General features: G+C 43.9%; 16 protein-coding genes and 1 riboswitch. Of the genes, 4 read left to right on the top strand and 12 right to left on the bottom strand.

Going from position 1 to position 19,498, the window contains the following annotated elements; all coding sequences use genetic code 11:
* Positions 1-194: 194 nt before the first annotated feature.
* Complete coding sequence (locus tag MKX60_RS13025; RefSeq protein ID WP_076299551.1) at positions 195-1,154, bottom strand: DMT family transporter; 960 nt, start codon at positions 1,152-1,154, stop codon at positions 195-197.
* Positions 1,155-1,280: 126 nt separating this feature from the next.
* Positions 1,281-1,429, bottom strand: a riboswitch (FMN riboswitch).
* 208 nt (positions 1,430-1,637) lie between these two features.
* Here MKX60_RS13025 and MKX60_RS13020 point away from each other — a divergent pair.
* Positions 1,638-2,828 (top strand): PstS family phosphate ABC transporter substrate-binding protein, encoded by a 1,191-nt coding sequence (locus MKX60_RS13020; protein WP_339266235.1) that lies wholly within the window; start codon positions 1,638-1,640, stop codon positions 2,826-2,828.
* A gap of 207 nt (positions 2,829-3,035) precedes the next feature.
* A complete protein-coding gene (locus MKX60_RS13015) occupies positions 3,036-4,532 on the top strand; it encodes an N-acetylmuramoyl-L-alanine amidase family protein (protein ID WP_341060308.1) in 1,497 nt (498 codons plus the stop codon).
* A gap of 50 nt (positions 4,533-4,582) precedes the next feature.
* Here the strand turns inward: MKX60_RS13015 and MKX60_RS13010 are convergent, their stop codons facing one another.
* The 5 genes from MKX60_RS13010 to MKX60_RS12990 form a co-directional block, all read right to left on the bottom strand.
* Positions 4,583-4,987 carry a VOC family protein gene (locus tag MKX60_RS13010; RefSeq protein ID WP_340971647.1) on the bottom strand — a complete coding sequence of 135 codons (405 nt, stop codon included), beginning with the start codon at positions 4,985-4,987 and terminating at the stop codon, positions 4,583-4,585.
* Positions 4,988-5,010: 23 nt separating this feature from the next.
* Positions 5,011-6,483, bottom strand: a complete 1,473-nt coding sequence (locus MKX60_RS13005) for a carboxylesterase/lipase family protein (protein WP_341060053.1) — start codon at positions 6,481-6,483, stop codon at positions 5,011-5,013.
* A gap of 19 nt (positions 6,484-6,502) precedes the next feature.
* Positions 6,503-7,657: an AI-2E family transporter gene (locus MKX60_RS13000; protein ID WP_341060051.1), complete on the bottom strand. Its 1,155-nt coding sequence runs from the start codon at positions 7,655-7,657 to the stop codon at positions 6,503-6,505.
* Positions 7,658-7,823: 166 nt separating this feature from the next.
* The gene (locus tag MKX60_RS12995; RefSeq protein WP_340971653.1) at positions 7,824-7,973 is read right to left on the bottom strand and encodes a hypothetical protein; all 150 of its coding nucleotides are present in this window, start codon (positions 7,971-7,973) and stop codon (positions 7,824-7,826) included.
* Positions 7,974-8,141: 168 nt separating this feature from the next.
* Positions 8,142-8,501 carry a (2Fe-2S) ferredoxin domain-containing protein gene (locus MKX60_RS12990; RefSeq protein ID WP_042190321.1) on the bottom strand — a complete coding sequence of 120 codons (360 nt, stop codon included), beginning with the start codon at positions 8,499-8,501 and terminating at the stop codon, positions 8,142-8,144.
* 146 nt (positions 8,502-8,647) lie between these two features.
* Between MKX60_RS12990 and MKX60_RS12985 the strand changes: the two genes are divergently transcribed.
* Both MKX60_RS12985 and MKX60_RS12980 read left to right on the top strand, forming a co-directional pair.
* A complete protein-coding gene (locus tag MKX60_RS12985; protein WP_341060049.1) occupies positions 8,648-10,234 on the top strand; it encodes an AraC family transcriptional regulator in 1,587 nt (528 codons plus the stop codon).
* 103 nt (positions 10,235-10,337) lie between these two features.
* On the top strand, positions 10,338-11,366 hold the full coding sequence (locus MKX60_RS12980; protein ID WP_256716301.1) for an ABC transporter substrate-binding protein: 1,029 nt from the start codon (positions 10,338-10,340) through the stop codon (positions 11,364-11,366).
* 143 nt (positions 11,367-11,509) lie between these two features.
* Here MKX60_RS12980 and MKX60_RS12975 read toward each other — a convergent pair whose 3' ends face one another.
* The 6 genes from MKX60_RS12975 to MKX60_RS12950 all read right to left on the bottom strand — a co-directional run bounded on the left by MKX60_RS12975 (position 11,510) and on the right by MKX60_RS12950 (position 19,372).
* Positions 11,510-12,535 (bottom strand): iron-hydroxamate ABC transporter substrate-binding protein, encoded by a 1,026-nt coding sequence (locus MKX60_RS12975; RefSeq protein ID WP_341060047.1) that lies wholly within the window; start codon positions 12,533-12,535, stop codon positions 11,510-11,512.
* A gap of 132 nt (positions 12,536-12,667) precedes the next feature.
* Positions 12,668-14,350: an AraC family transcriptional regulator gene (locus tag MKX60_RS12970; protein ID WP_341060045.1), complete on the bottom strand. Its 1,683-nt coding sequence runs from the start codon at positions 14,348-14,350 to the stop codon at positions 12,668-12,670.
* Between the two features lie 84 nt (positions 14,351-14,434).
* On the bottom strand, positions 14,435-15,475 hold the full coding sequence (locus MKX60_RS12965) for an NAD(P)/FAD-dependent oxidoreductase (protein WP_042190330.1): 1,041 nt from the start codon (positions 15,473-15,475) through the stop codon (positions 14,435-14,437).
* A 42-nt stretch (positions 15,476-15,517) separates the two neighbouring features.
* Positions 15,518-17,233, bottom strand: coding sequence for an ABC transporter ATP-binding protein (locus MKX60_RS12960; RefSeq protein WP_042190332.1), 1,716 nt, complete (start codon positions 17,231-17,233; stop codon positions 15,518-15,520).
* A 43-nt stretch (positions 17,234-17,276) separates the two neighbouring features.
* Complete coding sequence (locus MKX60_RS12955) at positions 17,277-18,311, bottom strand: FecCD family ABC transporter permease (protein ID WP_042194295.1); 1,035 nt, start codon at positions 18,309-18,311, stop codon at positions 17,277-17,279.
* A 2-nt stretch (positions 18,312-18,313) separates the two neighbouring features.
* Positions 18,314-19,372, bottom strand: a complete 1,059-nt coding sequence (locus tag MKX60_RS12950; RefSeq protein ID WP_042190334.1) for a FecCD family ABC transporter permease — start codon at positions 19,370-19,372, stop codon at positions 18,314-18,316.
* Positions 19,373-19,498 lie beyond the last annotated feature (126 nt).

The raw sequence follows: 19,498 nt of genomic DNA, 5'->3' as shown, positions 1-19,498 counted from the left end.
TTCAAGCACTGTTATCGTCTTCTCTATTGTAAAGGCTTAAATTATTGCGCTATATGCTACGTACGAAACATTTCTGCAGTTTTTGCAGTCTAATGTATTGTAGAGACATACAAAAAGGGATGATCCGAAAGCCGCTAGGCATTCCAGTCATCCCTTTATACTTTATTTGTTCAATCTATACAATCAGAGTCTGTTCAGAGCGTTTGTGCTTTAGATTGTTGACTCGATATGAAGAATAAAGCGGTCCAGATCAACGCGAACCCGATAATTTGCGGTAGCGTGACAAGCTGCTGGAATACGATCCAGTTAATGATTACTCCCGTCATAGGAAAGCTTAGTTCAGCCAATGTAGCAAAGGAAGCTTTGGTAGTGCTGAGTCCTTTGTAATACATCAGCATACTGAGTAGTCCTGGCAGCAGAGCCTGCAGCAACAAATTAATGGCTATGGCAGCAGATGCACCAAATCCACCATTAATCTGCCAAGGAGCACCTTCTAATGTGGTGATAACGAAAAGCAACGGCAGCGCCAATATAAATCTTAGGGAAGTCACTGTCTCATATTTCATAGACCCAAGCAGATAACGTCCCATTACTGTTGAGCCACCCCACAATGCGGCCGCTCCTAAGGCCATCAGACTGCTAACACCGATAAAGTTGTTCACATGTCCGAATGGAATACTCCAGCCAAAGGTCAGCAGATAGGTTCCTACCAGTGCCACAATAATGAGGATTCCGAAATTTTTAGGCAGACGTTCTTTAAGAATTAAGGCTGCAAGACCGATAGCGAATATTGGCTGAAGCTTTTGCAGCAACAGCACAGCATTTAAATCCCCACTGGAGAGTGCCATCGTAAATAGAATTGTCGCCCCAGCAGAACCTCCCCAGGAAACAATTAGCAAAGCTCCAATCTGGCGAAATCCAATACCTTTTAGCTCCGCCCGGTGACGCCAAAGAACAGGGGAAGCAGCCAAGAAAAGCACCACATGCTCCAAAAGAACAATTTGCGATGAGGTCAAAGATTTTAAGAGGATAATACGAAAGAGCGGATCAACGCCCCATAGTGCTGCACCGAACACAACGAGCCAAAACCCACTGCGTAACGGCGACGTGCTGCTTACCTTATTAGCTGATGATGAAGCTGTTACATTACTCATAATTCCATTCTCCTTGTCGATACAAACCCTCGATAAGAGACCAAAAACCCCCGAATCACCATAAATGGTCGTCTCGGGGGCATTATCAATAAAGACGTACAGGATAGACTCCTAGCGCCTTTATCTTATGATCCTCTCCCATCCGGACTTTACCGTCGGCTCTGGATTCACACCAGATCAGTCACTTCTCTGCAAGCAGAACAAGTGAGTCGCGGGCTCAGTTCGCTTTGAACATTACCGCCGGTTGGGAATTTCACCCTACCCCGAGAATCTTGTATTCCGTTGTTTTTTTCACAATCTCAGAATAAACCTCTTCTTGCCATTCGTCCAGTACTTTATGAAAATATACATAAAATTTTCATGTATCACAGCTTTTCTTACATATTTTATTCGTTATTGTTCTACTGTCTCATCCAAAAAAATCTGTATAATGAAATTATGTTTATTTTTCCATAGTTTAGGAATTTTTCTAAGGAGGTTGTTATGAAAGAATCATTTTGGATGAAGGAGTCATTCTGGACGAAGTTATTGTTCTCCTTTTTTGCTGTCGGAGTCATAGCTTTTTTAGGATTCATAGGTTCAATAATTACCGCGCTTTTCGGGGGACTAATGTTTTATACTCCACTTGTGGCGATTTTATCTGTTGTGATAGCTATTTATGTTGTACTCCTTATATTTAATGTGTTGTCCCGAAAAACAAGCAATATTATATTGCTATCCATCCTCGGACTTAGTGTGCTCGTAACCGCAGGATATGAGATCAAACAAGCATATATCAACAGCATTGCCACGGTCGATGATCGGGAAGTTAATTTGGTACAATACGAACCTTTTGCTGAGAATACCAAAGCAGTGAATCTGGATAAACCTTCTTCATATCATATCGATAACAACTTACCAAAATTGGATGGCGCAACCGCACTATACCCACTGTATTCAGCTTTCGTGCAATCTGCTTATCCTGCGGCCAGTTATAATCCATATGATTTTCAAACAAGTCAAGTGATTTGCAGTAGCACACCGGAAGCTTACAAAAGACTAATCGAAGGTGAAACTGATATTATCTTTGTCGCTGCTCCTTCTCTTGCCCAACAGAAACATGCGAAGCGAAAAGGCGTCGAGCTGAAGCTCACACCCATCGGCCGCGAGGCTTTCGTATTTTTTGTGAATAAACGAAACGAAGTAACTGGACTTTCCACCGCCCAGCTTAAAGATATCTACGCAGGCAAGATCACCAATTGGAAAGATGTAGGCGGAGCTAATAACCGTATTCGCGCTTTTCAACGCCCAGAGGATAGTGGGAGCCAGACGATGCTGCAAAAGTTTATGGGAGACACTACACTCATGACACCTCCTAAGGAAGACGTGGCGGATATTATGAGCGGAATTATTAAACAAACCTCCAGTTATCGCAATTATAAAAATGCACTCGGGTACAGCTTCTTATTTTACGCCTCAGAAATGAATCAAAGTGGGGAAATTGCACTACTCGCCATCGATGGTGTTAAGCCCGACAAAGAGAGTATTCGCAGTGGACAGTACCCTTTGGCTACAGAATTTTATGCTGTGACTGCTGGAAGTGACAACCCCAATATTCAGCCCTTTCTAGATTGGATGCAATCTGCTCAAGGTCAGGAATTGGTAGAAAAAACGGGTTATACTTCTTTGCAATAAAATATTGTTAGGGAAAGAGAGCTAACCCAAATGTTTGGGAAAGCTCTCTTTTCGCTTTTTATACCGAAATTTTTCCTTTTTCACTATAAAAGAGCGCAACTTTTGGAAACTATTGTCGTTTAAGATTTATATAAGCCGAAACTGCATCATAGGAAGAAAAAGTAAGAATTGCTAGAAACCAAGAAACGGGGATGGTAGGGATTGCAGATGAAGAAGTTTGGTTTTTTGGCGTTACTGCTGCTTTTGTTGGTGCTGGTTCATCCAGGAACTGGTTATGCCGGCTCTGCAGAGACACACATCAATCTAGACGGCAATGATCTTAAGATTTCAAAAGAAGCACAAGTTCAAATTGTAAATGGAAGCGTGATGGTTCCACTTCGCCTCGTTACGGAGCAGCTTGGTTATACCGTGAAATGGGATAATGTGACCAAGACTGCAACCATTGAGCAAAAGGGAACGACATTAAAGCTTATCGTGAATAATGCGATGGCAGAGGCTTCGGGGAAACAGGTAAAACTGGACAACCCTCCTTTTCTCAGTGGCAACACGACCCTCGTTCCTTTAAGATTTGTTGGTGAACAGACAGGAACTACTGTCGGTTGGGATAATGTGACCAAAACGGTATACTTAACTTCTCCAGTACCAGAGATTGGCGGAAGCGAACCAGAAATTACAGTTCCAGACACATCTGTAACCGCACCCTCTGATAATGGAGCGAATGGTAACACAACAACTGATGGAAACACCTCGACGGCAGCAGTCACAAATCTTAGCTTTATCGATAACAAGCTCATCATCGCGATGAACGGCAGTGTAACACCAAATGTATTCACAATGACAGATAAAGACCGAATTGTCGTAGATTTACCGAATACCAGCTTTGGCGACAGCTTTCATCAGAACCTTTCTGTCGGAAAAAACCAAAGTGGGCAGTTGACGATTACCGAATATCCTAACGTCTCAACCATTCGTTATTCATTATTCAGTAGTTCTCCCTCTACGATCCGGATCGTGATTGATCTGAACAGTGCGAATAACTACAGTGTAACGAATGCTAACGATGGACTTATTATAGTGGATCTAAATGGGACAAGCACAACGCCTCCTGCAACCACTGTACCTGAAGTACCGGTCACAACGCCTCCACCTTCTACTGGCAACACAGACAAGAAGATAATCGTTATTGATGCAGGACATGGTGGGAAAGATCCTGGCACTGGAAGTAACCGCAAAGAGAAAGATTTCACCTTGCCAACAGCACTAAAAATTGCAGAATTACTAAAGAAAGAGCCAAATATTGAGGTTGTGCTCACTCGAAGTGATGATACATACCCGACCCTGCAGGACAGATCCAACCTCGCCAATAAGGTAAAAGCAGATTTGTTTATCTCTGTCCATGCCAATAGTATCCCAGTGGGCAGTAAGAGCAATCCTAGTGGTACAGAGACCTATTACACACGTAAAGATAGTTTATTATTCGCGCAAACCGTTCATAAATATCTTACTGTTGCTACAGGTCTTCAGGATCGAGGGGTTCGTCAAGCAAATTATCATGTAACAAGAGAAACTAAAATGCCAGCCATTTTATTAGAATGTGGTTACTTAAGTAATACCAAGGACGAAGCATTACTCTTCACAGTAGATGTACAGAATAGGATAGCCGAAGCAGTAGTTCTAGGGATTAAGGAATATTTAGGTCGATAGAAAAAAGGGGAGCTTCTTAGCCAATTGGCTAAGAAGCTCCCCTTTCTATTTTATTTTTGTTTGTTATTCCAAACACCCATTCGTTCTCTTAGATTAGAGGTGTGTAGCTCTAACTGAATCCCATCTGGATCGAGAAAGTTGACGGTCCAGCCTACTCCCCTTTTAACAGGTCCTCTAATGATTCGTACTTCGTGGGTACGGAGTACCTGTACAGCCTCCTCGAAATGTTCTTCCGCTATACTAAAGGCAATGTGGTCTATCCCAATTACACTGCCCATTAATTCAGTGTATTCTGGCTTTTCAATGAGGCAAATCCAGGCGCTTCCCCATTCCAGATAGGCATCTGTATTCCCTTTGTGTATTAGCTGAAGACCCAAAATACCAGTATAAAAATTCAATGAACGTGATAAATCACTCACATTTACCGTCACATGATTAAATCCTTGGACCTTCATCCCCGTTCATCTCCTCAGACTTCTCAAACCAGAATAGAGACAATTCTCTTGCGTTTCTCTGAATCGGGATCTTGAGTTACTCGCATCTCTTCATCAAAGATCAGTGTAGGACGTTCTTCCAGATTATACTCAGGCCATGATAGCTCAGATGTAGCTGGGTTTCCTCGATGAGCAAAGGCAATCCATGCCGTATGCATACTTTCAGCCAATTTTTGCATCGCCGGTGTAATTTCCGCACCCAAGCGAGTTACATGAGACAGATTGTTAAAAGCATAGACAATTTCCGCACCATGTACAGCTTTATTTAACAATGGATGGCCAGGGACCGTCCCATCAAAACGATACATCCAAACAGGCGCATAGGCCAATTGATTCTCAGCTAAGGATATAGAGGTTCCCCAGAAATATAGATCCGTTAGAATCTCCGCCTGTCCTTCCCATGTAGAAGAATAGTGGCTGGCAACCTCCGCCAGACTTCCAGTTCCCATCATCTGCTCCAGCGCCTTGAGCGATTCATCAAAGTCTGCACCTGGTGTTTCTCCCCTGAAAAATAAATTACCCTCATCTCGATTGGTTCCAATCAACAAAGGAATACCCTGGGCTGATCCTTCTGCCACAGCCTGTGCAGGATCTACAGGAAGCGTATCCCCATCAATGACAGGCTGAAATAACATGCCTATTGAACCACCCGTTAATTTAATAGTCATTCTTGTGGCTGCTTCTATAATTTGTTCCGCTGAGAACGTATTAAGTAGGCTAGTATCTCCATCAGGAGAAATGCCTAGTTCAGTAAGTAATGCTACAGCAATATCTTTTCCTTGCTGATTTGGCAAGGTTTGAGCAGCCCCACTTTGCATGATCGCTCCAGCAAATAATCCCTTTGCAGCAGGCATAGCCAGAAGGGCAGCGATACTCATGCTGCCAGCTGATTCTCCAAATACCGTAACTCGCTGAGGGTCGCCTCCAAAGGCGGCAATATTAAGCTTTACCCATTCCAGCGCGGCAATTTGATCCAGCAAGCCTTGATTAGACGCAAATCCATCACCAAGCGAAGACAGATGCATAAAACCAAATGGTCCCAGTCGATAATTAATCGTCACCAAGACTACATTACCATTCTTCGCGAAACTAGTGCCATCAAACTGTGGCTGACTTCCAGCACCAGTCACAAATGTACCCCCGTGGATCCAAAACATTACAGGGAGTGCCTCGCCTGGGGATGCAGGTGACCATACATTTAAATATAAACAATCTTCAGAATGACGAGGTGTTAAGCCACCGAAACGCGTACCTCTCGTATCCGCTGGCTGATGGCTAACTGGACCAAATTCAGAAGCATCTCTAATTCCGCTCCAAGCTTCTGGTGGCTGCGGCGCACGAAATCGAAGCTCTCCAACTGGTGGATCGGCAAAAGGGATTCCACGCCAAACGTTCACGCCATCCTCCTCTCGTCCTTGAAGCTTACCGTAAGAGGTTACTGCTATCGGTCCTACCATTACATTTCACCCTTCCACATTATTCCTTATTCTCTTCAATCTGCTTATACAATCCGGACTGGAACCGGAACCATTGAAAAATATGTGTAAATACAACCTTGAGCACCGCGTAACCAGGAACTGCAAGGATAATGCCAAGAACGCCAAACATTTTGCCGGCAAAAATAATCACAAAAATGATCGTGATCGGATGAATCTTCAGTGTCTTGCCCATAATCTGCGGAGAGATAAACTTTCCTTCAATCAGCTGTACAGCCGTCCAAACGATGATCATCTTCAGCAGCATAAATGGCGAAGTGACCATGGCCACAATTAAGGCTGGTGTAATAGCAATTGCCGGACCCAAATAGGGAACAACTGCTGTACATGCAGCAGCAATGGCAAGGACAAGTGAATACTCCAGACCAATAATCAAGTAGCCAATATAGAGCAGCACACCAATGCAGCAGCTTACTATAATTTGCCCTCGAATATAGGATGATACCTGGGCGTTCATTTCCGACATTACCATCCGAGTCTGCGGCTGCAGCGCGGTAGGTACAAATTTCAAAATGTAATCTGGCAATCTTTTCCCATCACGAAGCAAGTAGAATAGAATAAACGGTGTCGTCACCACCGCCAGCACAATCTCCGTAACGGCTCCGACGAAGCTCCCTACACCTGTTAGCGCATTATTCAGAAAAGAAGTGCCCCAAGCCGTAATTTTACTGGTGATTTCACTTAGGTTAGTTCCTATACTATCTTGAACTTGACCAAAGAATTCGCTTCCCGTCAGATTCATAAATCGTTCCTGGATCAAGTCACTATACCTTGGAAAATCGTCAATCAAACCAGATAATTGCGTTCGGAGAATCGGAATCACCATCACCAGAATCAACGTAATAATACCCGCAATTAACAGATAAAGAATGATGATTGCATATACACGTTTCATCCTGAATCTTTTTCCCATTAGGTCTACTAACGGATTCAGCAAGTAATAAGCGATACCGGATAGTAACAATGGTGCAGCCACCGTGTGCAGCAATACAGATATAGGCGTAAAAATAAACGGTATCTTTGAGAACACCAGGATAGTTACCCCAGTTAACAATAAAACAAGTAAGGTTACCACAAATTTATTGTTCAGAAAAAACTTCTTAAACTTCCCCGGCCACACCTGCAGCCTCTCCATCGAACCCTCTCCCCCATGCGCCTTATATGAAGTGTTATTTTATTCACTTTTTAATAGCATAGTCAACGTTAGGGGCGCAAGTCAAATTTGATATCCGCAATTCTGCCCGCCTCCACAAAACCAATCGATTGATATACTTTGTTAGAATCCGGGTTTTTGGCATCTGCTACGCCATGAATTCTGCAATCGTAGTACTGTATTCTTCAGTCGCAAGCATCATATATGTATGAAAAGTTTCTTCATGTAATACACAAAAAGATTCCGCAAACAACTGCGCCGTTTCTGCATGATCATCCATTGTAAGCCTCTTAAACATGTCTATTCCCCCTAGATCTTCTTTTCATTCAATCATAATCCTCTACTAAACAAAAAGAAACGAAGTTGCTTTCCTGAAAAGACAAAAAAATACCGCCAGCGCATTGACGGTACTTCAATCATTTCTACTTTGATTTCACTTAGCTGCGAAGCTTCGATCAGTTGACAGCTATTTTTTCTTCTTCCCTTTAGCTCCCTTGTCATTTGCAGCCATCAGCTGACCATCATATGTATACAGCAGATGATCTTCAAGTCTCTCGCCCTGTAAATGCTTCCGTACTAGCGATTTCGCTGATTTAGGTGTGATCTCTTTATACCACACACCTTCAGGGTATGCGATCACGACGCAGGAATCTGAACATCTACCATTACAACGGGTTACCGTCGTATGTATAAGACTCTGTGCACCTTGCTTTTCAATCTCATCTTCTATCGCTTCAGCTACCTCTTCACCTTTATGTTTCTTGCAGCTGCTACCATTACATATCAACAAGTGACTTACGGTTCCTTGTAAATTCCAAGTTGTCATGAAATCCCCATTCCTTTCATGCCTAAAATATTCCGTTAGCGGATTATTCTAAACACTATCATAAGAGCCATTATAGTCAATAGAAAGAAAGACTGGTATACTATAACTGAGAATGATTATCATTGAAAAGGGGAGCGATTTCTACCATGCCCATCCAATCCGGCGGGATGCCACATCATTCCCATCCTTTTTATATGCCTGTTAAGATTAGTAGCCTAACAAGTCTTTCCCACTACGCAACCGATAACATCCCAGCTACGAATTCCTGTATTATGTTTGTCTGGGAAGGTAAAGGTCAGCTTGAGATAGATGGCGAACTTCATAGCCTCGAATCCGGAATCATCATGACCTTTGCTGCAACTTCAAAATTGAAGCTAAAGACTGAGCAACAGTTACAGGGGATGTGGATAGAGTACACCAGTATGCCCAACCATAGGCAAGAGCAAAATTTTCTAAATGGCAGCCCAGCCTTACACCACGCCTCCACACAATTGATCGCACTATCTGGTGAGCTTTACAGTGCTTGGATAGAACCCGATGATCGGAAACCGTTTAAGGTCCAGCAATTATTCACTCAATTCATCGTGGATCTTCATCATGAACTGGCTGCTAAAAAGGAGACGTCAGGAAGCTGGATTGAAAATGTGTTTGAATACATAGAAGCTCATTACAACGAAGATATTACTCGGGAGCAGATGGCTACGTTAGCTGGGGTAAGCCCTGAACACTTCTCACGTACCTTTCGTAAAATTATGGGTCAAACTTTCGGCGCTTATATTACACTGTTAAGAATCCGCAGAGCACAGCAGCGAATCCTCACCAGTTCCCCAAATCTAACAACGCTGGCGCATGAGGTTGGTTATGAAGAAGGAACTTATCTGAGCCGTAAATTCAAGCAGCTTGTGGGTCTTTCACCTACAGCCTATCAGAATAAGAACAAAAAAATTGTTGCTTTAAACTACAATCACACAGCTATCCTACGGGTACTGGAAATTATGCCTCAACTCGGTGTTTATTCGGATTGGCATCGGAGCTTAGAGCAAGTGCCAGCCTCCAAACAACTTACGATGAACGAAGGTAACTCTTCCCTTCTATTTGATTCGATAGCTTTAGCAGAACCAGATATCATTATCAGCTACAATATTCCTGAGAATAAGATTCTGACTCCAGTTGCTCCGGTCATTGAATTACCCTTTATGCAAATGAGCTGGCGAGAGCAATTTGGTTTGATCGCTGATGTAGTCAACCGGCGACAGCGAGCAGAAGAATGGTTAGGTCATTACGATGGGCTCTGCCATGCTGCCAATAAGAAACTGAACCATTCGATAGGATCGGAAAGAGGGACAGCTATCGTTTGGGAGCTTAGTTCCCGAGCAGCTTATTGTTTCAGTAGCAGTTACGGTAGGGGGTGTCAGATTTTGTACGGAGATCTTGGATTCAAGCCACCATCTATCATTATGGAGAACGGAATAATGGATTCAGGGTATCTAGTGTCTTCTATTGAGGAAATCGGAACCTATCCTGCAGACTATATTATTATCACTAGCATCCCATCATCTTCTGAGGGAAGAAAACGCCTCTCTCGCCTTCTGCGTTCTCGTGATTGGAAGCAGTTAGATGCAGTCCGTAACAATCGGGTATACATCCTGAACCAGGGTGACATGTTCTATGGATTTGATCCGCTGTCTTCTCAAGCACAGCTTAAAGAATTGCTGCGTGTGATGACATCATAAATATGCACAAACGAAGATCATATTCGTCCATAGTAAATAACCAGAGAAGATTGTAAAGTTCTTATTGAGAATGATAATCAATTACCATAGGAGGAACAACAAATTGCATAATCTACAAAAGAATACTTCGAAACAGAATCATTGGCTTCTATTTCCCTTCATGCTGACGTTAATTCTAGTCCTATCAGCTTGTGGAAATTCCAATACTACGGTGGAGAATACAGGTGGTACCAGTAACACCAGTAATACAACAGCAGCAACACAAGCACCAACCGAAACTAGTCAAGAAGCAGAAAGTGCTGAAACCCCTGCTGTCAAGACAGTAAATACCGTAAAAGGTGATGTTGAAATCCCTGTTCATCCTAAACGAATTGTCGCTGAGGAATACTTGGGAAGTCTAATAGCTCTTGATACCATTCCTATCGGAGCTCCAGGCTTGACCTTAGAGAATATGTATTATAAGGAGGCTCTTACCGGTGTTACAGACACAGGAGCGTACGGTAAAATGTCACCTGAAAAAATCATCGCACTAAATCCTGACTTGATTATTTCGGGACAAGCAGAAAGCTATGAAACGCTTAGCAAAATTGCTCCTACCATCATTGTGCCTTACGGGGATTTAAAAGATGCTCATGCAGAATTAACCTATTTCGGAGAACTCCTTGGAAAGGAACAAGAAGCAAAGAATTGGCTTGCAGATTATGACAAACGGATAGCCGAAGCTAAAGCAAAAGTGGACAAGGTCCTCCCGGCGGATGCAACCTTCTCCATCATGGAAGACGGTGGAAAATCTATCTGGGTCTATGGCGATAACTTTGGCCGAGGCGGACAGCCCATCTATCAAGCGCTTGGTCGCAAGCCGCCTACAGAAGTAGCAGCGGAGATTATGGAGAAGCAATGGGCGGAAATATCTAAAGAAGCGTTAACTAAGTATGCCGGAGATTATATTATCTTAACCTCAAATAACCTTACAGAAGCTGATTACAAGGCTGATTCATTTTGGGGCAACCTTCCTGCAGTCAAAAATGGACACCTCTATGTTTGGAAAGAAGAACGTTCCTGGTATTATGACCCTATCGCGGTATTAACCCAGACCGAAGAGCTGGCCGATTGGCTAATAAATAATAAATAATGCATGAGGAAAAGGGATGTCCGAAGCCATAGCGGCTAAGCGGACATCCCTTTATTGTTGTACAAAATTCCTACTAAGATAACTTATAAGCATCTAAATGCGTTTTATCTGTGAGTGTTTTTATCTCACGCTTCAAATTTAACTTATTGTAGGGACTTCAACAACGTGACTATCTCATCCAGCTGCTTGTCCAGCGCATAAGCATCAGAGAGATAATAAGTTTTGAGATCGTAGGTGAACACATGACCCGCCTTAACAGCAGGTAGACTTTTCCAGAAGACACTGTCCAGAATGTCCAGCTTGTCCTGCTCCACACCACGGCTGAAGCCTTGGAATATATAATCAGCTTCTCCTAGATACTCGGGCAGCGTTTCGAGAGAAAGGGAAGCCCAGCCTTCCTTAAAGGCTACCTCTTCGACAAGATCAGGTGCATGCAGCCCCAATCCGTTGTATATAATCTCTCCACCACGCCCATATGACGAACCGTATAGATACAGCTCTTTACCGGCAATTTCAAAGATTGCCACCTTTTTGTCAGCTGCGATCAGATCGGCCAATTCCGCTTTCTTCGCTTCCAGCTTCTGATTGAAATCCGCCACCCATTTTACAGCCTGCTGCTCCTTGTTCAAGATTTTCCCGATCTCGATCAATCGTTCCTTATAGTCGTATTTGCCCCAAGGAATAAAGACAGTCGGAGCAATCTTGGAGATTTGCTCATAGGTATCTTCCTGATAAGTGATAATCAAATCCGGTTCCAGGCTCGTTATTTTCTCCAGGGACACCGTCATGTCATCACCCACTACTTCTACACCTGTAAGCGCCTCTTTGAAATATGGATGATTCAAGATGTCATTCCCAGCTACGGCAATGGGCGTCACCCCCAGCGTCAGAAGATCACCGATAAAGTCTTGTACCGGAATTACAATTCTTTGTGGATTGCGTGGGATCTGCACCGGACCTTTGTCGCTTTCGTATGTCCAGTACTCTGCATCAGCAGCCGGCTCCGTGCTGGCAACTACAGAATCATTAGTGCTTTTAGCCACTTCAGCAGACGTGCTAGCTGGAGCATTCCCCTGATTAGCAGCTTGTCCGCATGCGCTCAACATTAGCACCAGCGTAAGTACAACGGCTATCATACTTGTTTTTCCTAACGATATTACTCTGTACAATGTAAATCCCCCTTGAGACTTTATATTATTGTGATATTGATAATCAATATCATTTAGATCCATGTTTAATATAACGTCTCCGTGGGAAAACATATATACACGCTAATACATCAATTTGGCTATGGACGATTGTCAGCTTAACTTATAGCCGATTAACAAATCTGTCTGTATCTCCAACTGACGTTCGAGTGCAAGCCCTTCGCTGCCCCAAAATTCCTCAAGCTTGAGGTAATATATGCGTTCATTCCTGAATGCTGGAAGATTGCGCCAAACCACACTCTTGCTAATGCGTTTACGTGTTCTCGACATCCAGTCCTCTCGTCCTGATACAACCACAAACATATGGTCAGCCGCGTATATTGGCAATTCCGACAGTGAGATGCATAGATGATCATTCCGCTCCAGAACATCTGACCTTACCTTGTCCGGCGGAGCTAACCCTAGCATTGGATACAGATTGTACACACCTCGGGCTGTATGATTCCAGATATAAATACTGTTATCTTGCCTAATCTCATACACCGCTACCGTTTCACCAGATTCAATTAGTGAGGACAAGCGCTGCTTGGCCAAATCTATTTTCAAATGATAGTGTCTTATCCATGCTTCTGCCCTCTCCTCTTCTCCCAGCAGTCTGCCGAATAAACGAATCTGTTCTAAGCGGTCCATTTCATCACATTCCACCGTAACTAATGGACCCAACTTTTCCATCCATTTAAGCTGACGGGGGCTCAGATAGGTCGGTGCAATGACTATATCAGCTTCCAGTCCAGACAAGTCCGCTTCCGCCGGACATCCCTGTAACTCAAACGATCGTACATCCGCCAGTTCCGGCTGTAAAAGCAATGAGTAGTTCATCACATCTTTTTCAACCGCGACAGGCTTCACACCCAGCGCAAGTAAATCCCCGAAAAATTGCAACGCTACAATCCGCTTCGGTTTGGGACGCAAACGGAAATCTGTTGGAGTCATCCCGGTGACTTGCTTGAATTTCCGGCTCAGATATAGTCCATCTGAATAGCCTACTTTTTGAGAAATTTGCTGGATTGTTGCTTGGCTGGACATCAAATATTTTTTCGCTTTATTCACTCTTAAATGAGCTACATATTCGGTTAAGCTCCACCCCGTCTGCTTGCGGAACCATACTGAGAAATAGCGAGGATTAAATCCCATCATTCTAGACATCATCTCTCGCGTAATCTCCTTTTGGATGTTCTGGTGAATATAAGAGAGCATTCTGAAATATGAACTATCCGTAATGTCTGCTTCAGTATCAGTCTCTACGACCAGTTGATGCAGCTGATGCAGCAAGGATTGAATTCTATCTGCCTGTGCTTCTAAATTATTGGCAGCAACATCTTCCAATTCGCTGAATAAGCGGGTTATTTTATTCGTCGTACGTACTGGTAAAATCCCATTGACAGGAAAAAATTCACGGCAAAGTCCATAGACCAATTCTTGCTCAGTGCTATTGCTTAGCCCATATACCTCATAGGAGATTGCTAGAACAGAGATAACGGTCTCTAATGGAGTATTAATATGATAAGTCGCACCTGCGCTTAAAAAAAGAATTTCACCTATTTTAAGAGCTACTGTCTCTCCTTCAATGGTTATTAGAACGGTAGCTTCTATTGGTGTCAGGAAAAGTGGGGACTGGGCCATCTGGAGATTACTGATATGACCACCGCCGCATTGGCGTTTCCCAGCCTCTTTTAACATATAAATTCTGTGTACCAGGTTATTATTAGATAGCTTCATTCCTGCTCCCTTCCAGATCATCAGGCTATTAAAGCTTGAAATATAAAGAAGGCGCATAAGGCTTCTCTCCGCTCGAAATGGATAAGAAGCCCTATACGCTCAACATTAAAATCAAACCTATTCCTTAAGAATTTACCGCTATTAATGGTCGTCAACGACACCAAGCGCCTTATTCTTCTCTTTGAACCGCTCATTGTGAGAAGACACATAAGCAACTTTAGCCGCAGTTGGATCTATGAACAGCTTGGCACTATTAAGCGCCAGAACTGCATCTGTGAAAGCACCGGCAATTAAACGTACCTTACTTGTATAATCCACAAAGTCACCAGCTGCAAATATGCCTGGGAGATTGGTCTCCAGCTTATCAGATACATTCGCACACCATTCGCCCATATCAAGGCCCCACTCTTTTAACGGACCAAAATCGCTCTTAAGACCATGGTTTACGATCACTGCATCCACTTCAAATTGCTCTGATTCACCTGTCTCTATGTGGTTGATCGTCACCTGATCTATCGTTTCCCCATTACTGCTGTGTAATTGGCTTACTGCATAGGGCACGCGGACATTGACCGAAGATTCCTTCATCCGCACAATATTTTTCTCATGACCTCCAAACTGTTCACGACGGTGCACAATCGTTACACTTGCTGCAATGGACTCCAGTTCATTTGCCCAATCTACTGCAGAGTCTCCTCCGCCGGAGATCAGCACTCTTTTGCCACGGAATGGCTCTAGCTCCTGAACGGTATAATGAAGATTCGTCACCTCATAGCGATCCGCACCTTCGATTTCGAGCTTAGCCATTTGTAGGATTCCGTAGCCAATTGCCAGAATAACGGTTCGTGTCCAGTGTTGTTCCCCGGTAGACGAGGTTAAGATATATGTCCCGTCTTCCTGTCTCTCTTGATTCATGATTTGCTGTCCCAGCACAATGGTGGGTTCAAAGGTCTGCGCCTGCTCCTTGAGCTGCCCGATCAGCTGATGACAGAGAGTCGGCGTTACTCCGCCTACGTCCCAGATCATTTTTTCAGGATAAATAAGCATTCTTCCTCCGAGCTCATCCTTCGCTTCAATCAACTTCGTCTTGAGGTCTCTCATTCCACTATAAAAAGCTGTATACATCCCAGCAGGTCCGCCGCCAATAATCGTTACATCGTATAATTCCAGTTGATTGTTCATTATGTCCCTCCAAAAGTATATTCTATTGATGCCCTTAGCTTCTTACGCTCCAAATTGTGCCTCATGTAGTCGACTGTAAATTCCGGTAGTCTGTAACAGTTCTTCATGTCTGCCTTGTTCAGCGATACCACCTTCCGCAACAACAACAATACGGTCGGCATTCTTGATCGTTGCCAATCGATGAGCTATAACAAGCGTCGTACGACCTTGTGACAACTCCGCAAGTGCTTCCTGAATTGCGGACTCCGTCTCGGTATCCAACGCCGATGTGGCTTCGTCTAGAATGAGAATCGTTGGATTCTTCAGGAACATCCGGGCAATGGACAGCCGCTGCTTCTGACCTCCAGAGAGCTTAACGCCCCGCTCCCCGATCATAGTATCCAGCCCAGCAGGCTGGGATTTGATCAGCTCTTCCAGTTGGGCGCGCCGTGCTGCCTCCCAGATTTCTTCATCGGAGGCACCCAACCGCCCATAAGCGATATTCTCACGGATGGTTCCGTCAAACAGAAATACATCTTGCTGTACAATCCCGATGTGTGAACGAAGAGATTCAAGCTTCATGGAACGAATATCAATTCCATCAATGCTAATGTTACCCTCACTTACATCATAGAAGCGAGGTAGTAGACTACAAAGCGTTGTCTTACCCGCACCAGATGGACCGACCAGAGCAACGGTCTCTCCTGCTTGAATCGACAGATTCACATTTTGGAGTACGTTCTCTTTATCGCTGTAGGCGAAAGCCACATCATGGAAGGTTATATTCCCCTTAAGATCATGAACTGTCTTAGCGTCAATCGCATCATCAACATCCGGCTCCGTCTCCAACAGTTCGAGATAACGTTTAAAACCTGCAATGCCTTTGGGATAGGTCTCAATGACCGAGTTAATCTGTTGTAATGGTCCTAAAAATACATTGGACAACATCACAAAAGCAATAAATTCACCGTAGGTCATTTGCTTCTGGATTACAAAATATGTTCCGCATACGAGAACAAATAACGAGACCAGTTTCATGAGAACAAAGCTAAAGGATGAATTCCAAGCCATAATTCGATAGGTCATTAGCTTTGTTATACGGAAGCGTTCGTTATTGACCGCAAAACGGGAAATTTCATGATTCTCATTAGCAAAAGCTTGCACAACGCGGATCCCGCTTACATTGTTCTCCACACGTGCGTTATAGTCAGCAATGTCCGCGAACATAATGTGGAAGGCTTTAGACATTTTCCGGCTGAAGTACATGGATAAATAAATCATAAGCGGAACGATCACAAACGTCAGAATAGCTAATTGCCAATTGATACTGAGCATAATGCCGAACACACCGAGCAGTGTCATTACTGCTATAAAGAGATCCTCTGGACCGTGGTGGGCAATCTCACCGATGTCCATCAAATCATTTGTCATCCGGGATACTAGATGGCCGGTCTTGTTGTTGTCAAAGAAATTGAAAGATAACTTCTGAACTCGGTCAAAAAGCTTTTTTCTCATATCCGATTCGATATTAATCCCCAGCTTATGCCCCCAGTAAGTGACGACAAAATGCATAAAGGCACTGACAATATATATCCCCAGCAAGCCGAGGCATGAATAGAGTATCCATCTCCAATTGCCGCTTGGCAGCAGATCATCTACTACCCGGTTAACGGCTAACGGAAAGACCAGTTCAAGTAGTGCAGCAGCAATAGCACAAGAAAAATCAAGAATAAACAATCCCTTATAGGGCCTATAGTAAGCAAAAAAACGACGCAACATGTTAATAATTCGCTCCTTCTGGTGAGAGATCAGCCTACTTTCATCAAGATTTCGTACGGGCTAACAAATACAAAAAGTATGGTGCTCCAATTACAGCTACAACGATACCCGTAGGAATCTCAGACGGCTGGAGGATCCAGCGTCCAATGGTATCCGCTGTAATAACGAGTAGTGACCCAAGCAGTGCCGAAGTCGGAAGCATGAGTTGATGCTTCGGCCCAACTAACCGTCTCGCCAAATGGGGTCCGACCAATCCCACAAAACCAATTCCACCGCTGACAGCGACACTCGCCGCTGCTAATCCTACCGCAGCCGCAAGAAGCCGAAATTGTTCCTTCGTTACTGCGGCACCAAGTCCCACAGCGGTCTGCTCCCCTAGATTCAGTACGTTCATCACCCTTGCCTTATAGATGACATAAGGCACCAGAATAAGAATCCACGGTAGGAGTGAAAGTACAAACTTCCAGCTTGTTCCCCAAATGCTGCCTGCTAGCCAAGTAGCGACGAATTGGTATTTTTCTGGATCAAGCCTTAGCGTAAGCACGATCATAGCTGCACTCATCCCAGCTGCGACAGCTACACCAGTCAACAGTAGACGCATAGGCGATATTCCTTGGTGCCGTTTATAAGCTAGAGCATAGATTAAGGCAGCTGTAAGCCCCGCACCGACGAACGCTACCATTGGCAGCAGATACACTGGAGCCGCGGTTGCCGTAGGGTAAAAAGAGATCAACAGCATAACCATAATTCCTGCACCAGCATTAATCCCTAAGATACCAGGGTCCGCCAACGCATTACGAAAGACGCCCTGCATCACAGCACCGGATACAGCCAGACCTGCCCCAATTAGAACGGAAATCACAATACGTGGCAGCCGAAACTGAAACAAGATTAACTCCTGCTTGTCGGTTCCTTTACCGAACAATGTATTAATCAACTCCATAGGAGTCAAACGTATGTAACCTGTATTCATACTAATAATAAAAGCAATCACAATTAGTACAGCCAACGAAATCATGATAATTAAGCCCCGTTTGTTTTTGGCGGCTTCGAAGGAACCGAATGTCGTCTTTTCCATCATTACAGCTCCCTCCTTTCTTTACGTGCAAGATAAAGGAAGAAAGGTACACCAATCAGTGCAATAATAGCGCCAAGTGGCGTTTCATTAGGTGGATTAATCATCCGCGCAGTTAAATCTGCAAATACAGCAAGTAGACTGCCGAGGATCGCTGAACAAGGAATAATCCATCTGTAATCGACACCCACAAAAAATCGTGTCAAATGGGGAATAATTAGTCCAATGAAACCAACTGCACCAACTACTGCAACCGATGATCCAGCCAAAATCAATACGATTAATGCACCTGCCAACTTCACAAGCCCTGTACGCTGACCTAGACCTTTCGCAACATCGTCACCTAAACTGAGCATCGTGATCGATCGAGAGATTACCATTGCACCAATTAAAGCGGCCCCTATCCAAGGGAACATGATTTTGAGTTGGATCCATTTCGTTCCAGCCACACCTCCCGCGTACCAGAAGGCTAAATCTTGACCGATGTGAAAATATAAAGCTACCCCTTCACTCAGCGCAGACAAAAGTGCACTAAAAGCAGCACCGGCCAGCACCAAACGAGCAGGAGTTAATCCTCCCTTAGCAAGTGATCCTATTCCGTATACAACACCCGCGCCTACGCCGGCACCCACGAAAGAATATAGAATCAAATACATAAACGATAAATTTGGAAAAAAAGCAAAACATAGTGCAAGCGCAAATCCTGCGCCTGAGTTGATACCCATCAGACCTGAATCAGCCAATGGATTTCGCGTCATCCCTTGCATAATGGCACCTGCAACTGCAAAGCTAGCCCCTATCATTGCTCCGCCAAGTACACGAGGTAATCTTAATTCTCTAATAATCTGATGATCCATGATCTCCGGATCAAAGTGAAACACAGCTGACCATACCACAGACAGCTTAATATCTGCTGCACCGAAGGAGACGGAAACAGCGATTCCTAATAATAATAGCGCCAGACCGCCGACCAAGATTAATGTTGCCGCCCAAGGACGTGAACGAAATTCTCGTTTAACTACTCCTTTATCGGCTCCTATCCTGGTAGTTATCTGTTGATTCATGAATGCCACCCTATTTCTGTGAAATTGATTCTCATTATCATTAGACTATTGTAAATTACATTTCCTAGGTTTGGCAATAGATAGATTTAATTGGTACCATTTAATTTATTGCATTGACAGAAATTC

It is taken from the genome of Paenibacillus sp. FSL R5-0914 (assembly GCF_038004525.1).
In the GTDB taxonomy this organism is placed as follows: Bacteria; Bacillota; Bacilli; order Paenibacillales; family Paenibacillaceae; genus Paenibacillus_AQ.
Note: the sequence above shows the minus strand (reverse complement) of the source record. Positions and strands in the feature narration are given on the sequence as shown.